At 72.3% G+C, this 2,784-nt stretch carries 2 protein-coding genes; both read right to left on the bottom strand.

Annotation, left to right across the window (positions count from 1 at the left end):
• The coding region (locus tag ACFW16_RS35990; protein WP_380313908.1) for a condensation domain-containing protein at positions 1-2,507 on the bottom strand (2,507 nt) is incomplete at its 3' end.
• Positions 2,504-2,784: phosphopantetheine-binding protein (locus ACFW16_RS35995; RefSeq protein WP_380313909.1), on the bottom strand; the 281-nt coding region annotated here is incomplete at its 5' end. The genes ACFW16_RS35995 and ACFW16_RS35990, both read right to left, overlap by 4 nt.

The following is a 2,784-nucleotide window of genomic DNA, read 5'->3' on the forward strand; positions in this document are numbered from 1 at the left end:
TCGGCATCCAGCACATGGATCCGGGTGTTGGCGATGGCATGCCCGATCGGCACGCTCCGCTGCCCGGGTTCGGGCCGGCAGGCCCAGACCGTGACATCGATCGCCGCCTCGGTTGGGCCGTACAGGTTGTGTAGACCGGCCGCCGTCTGACCCAGCACCGCGTCCTGCAGCTCGCGCGGCAAGGCCTCGCCGCTGCAGATGATCCGGCGCAGGCTGGTGCAGGCGGGCAGCTCGCCCGAGGCCGCGAAGGCCCCCAGCATCGACGGCACGAAGTGCAGCGTCGTGATCCCCTCCGACCGGATCACCCGGCCCAGCGCCTCGGGGTCTCTGTGCGCCCCCAGTTCCGCCACCACCAGGCAGGCCCCGGTCATCAACGGCCAGAAGAACTCCCACACCGACACGTCGAAGCCGTAGGGCGTCTTCTGCAGCACCCGGTCCCCCGGACCGATGCCGTATTCCGCCTGCATCCATTGCAGCCGGTTCAAGAGCCCCTTGTGGCTGTTGCCCACCGCCTTGGGCTTGCCGGTCGACCCCGAGGTCGTGATGCAGTAGGCCAGACCCTCCGGATGCCAGGCGACGTCCGGCGCCTCGTCCGGATACCCGGAGAGGTCCCAGCCCTCCAGCGCCACCACCTCGACGCCGTCCGGCAGCCGGTCGGTGAGATGCGCCTGGGCCAGCACCAGCTTCAGCCCGGTCTCGGCGATGGTGCCGGCCAGGCGCTCGCGCGGATGCTCCGGGTCGAGCGGCAGGTACGCCCCGCCCGCCTTGGCGATGCCGAGCAGCGCCAGCACCATCTCCACCGACCGTTCCGCCGCCACCCCGACCAGCACGTCCGGGCCAACACCGCGGGCCGCCAGCGCCTGCGCCAGGCGGTTGCTCCGCCGCTCCAGCTCGGCGTAGCTCAGCCGCTCGGCGCCGAACACCAGCGCCTCCGCCTGAGGCGTCGCCTGCGCCTGCCGCTCGATCAGTGCCAGCACGCTCGGCGCGGCTTCGTAAGCCGTGTCCGTCGCGTTCCAGATGGACAGACGTTGCCGGTCCGCATCGGTCTGGAGGTCCAGCCGCGCCAGCGGCCGGTCCGGATGCACGACGGCCTCCTGCAGCAGTTGGACGAAGCTGTCGCGCCAGCGCTCCACCGTCGCCCGGTCGAACAACTCGGCGGCATAGGTCAGCTCGGCGGAGATCCGGCCGGTCTCGTCCTCCGCCGTGGTCAGGCTCAGATCGAACTGGGCGCTGCCGGCGGGCCGCGCCAGGATCTCGGCCCGCACGTCGCCGAGTCGCAGCGCCACCGCGTTGCGACGCCGGCCGTGCTGCATCATCACCTGGAACAGCGGGTTGCGGCTCAGGCTGCGCTCGGGGTTCAGCGCCTCGACCAGCCGCTCGAAGGGCAGCGCCTGATGCGACTGGGCCGCCAGCGCCGTGTCGCGCACCGCCGCCAGCAGCGACCGGAAATCCGCCCGGCCATCGACCGTGACCGGCAGCACCTGGGTGTTGACGAAGCAGCCGACCACCGCCTCGACATCCTGGCGCTGGCGGTTGGCCACGGGCACGCCGATGCGCAGCTCGCCCTGTCCGCCGAGCCGCCGCAGCAGCGCCGAGAAACCGGCCAGCAGCACCATGAACGGGGTCGCGCCCTGCTGTTGCGCCAGCGCCCGCAGCGCTGCGGAAAGGTCGTCCGGCAGGTCGAAGTCGACGGTGTCGCCGCGCCAACTCGGCTCGCTCGGCCGCGGCCGGTCGGCCGGCAGCTCCAGCACCGGCTGCACGGGGCCGAGCCGCTCGAGCCAGGAGGCGAGCAGCCGTTCGCCCTCGCCGGCCTCCATCAGCTGGCGCTGCCAGAGCGCGTAGTCGGCGTATTGGATCTTGGCCGCCGCAGCTTGCGGCCGGCCCGACCGGTGGTCGTCGTAGAAGCGGGCCAGATCCTCGACCAGGAGATCGAGCGACCAACCATCGGCGACGATGTGATGCAGGGTCAGCAGCAGCACATGCTCGTCCGCCGCCAGCCGGACCAGCGTGGCGCGCAGCAGCGGGCCGGCGGCGAGGTCGAAGGTCCGTCGCGCCTCGGCGGCCGAGACTTCGTCGAGCTGCGCCTGTCGCCCGCCCGACAGGTCGATCCGGGCGAGATCCAGCGGCGCCGGCGGCAGGATGTGCTGCAGCGGCTCGCCGTCGGTTTCCGGGAACACCGTGCGCAGCGCCTCGTGGCGCGCGACCAGCCCGTCCAGCGCCGCCTGCAGCGCCGCCTCGTCGAGATCGCCCGACAGGCGCAGGCCGCCGGTGATGTGATAGGCCGCGCTCTCCGGCTCCAGCTTCCACAGCAGCCAGAGGCGGCGCTGGGCGTGGGACAGCGGCAGGTCGCCGCCGCGCTCGACCGGCACGATCGGCAGGCGCTGGGCGCTGATGCCCTTGGCGTCGAGCTGGGCCAGGAACTGCCGGCGCTTGTCGGCCGGCAAGGCGGCGACGCGCTCGGCGATCGCGTGCATCGGGTCGGCCTGCGGCACGGTCATGTCGTTCATTCGGGCAGCTCCAGCGCGTCCAGGAGGTCGGACATCGCATCCAGTTCCGCCGCGGCGTTGCCGCGGCCGTGTCGGTCGATCAGCGCGGCCAGATCGGCGATCGTGCGGGCCTCGAACAACGCCGCCAACGGCAGCTCCACCGCCAGGGTCTGGCGCAACCGCGACACCATCTTGGTCGCCAACAGCGAGTGCCCGCCGAGCTGGAAGAAGTCGTCGTGGCGGGAGACATGGGCGAGGCCGAGGACGTCTTGCCAGATCCGGGCGATGGCCAGCTCGG

This window comes from Inquilinus sp. NPDC058860, from assembly GCF_042743185.1.
GTDB lineage: Bacteria > Pseudomonadota > Alphaproteobacteria > DSM-16000 > Inquilinaceae > Inquilinus.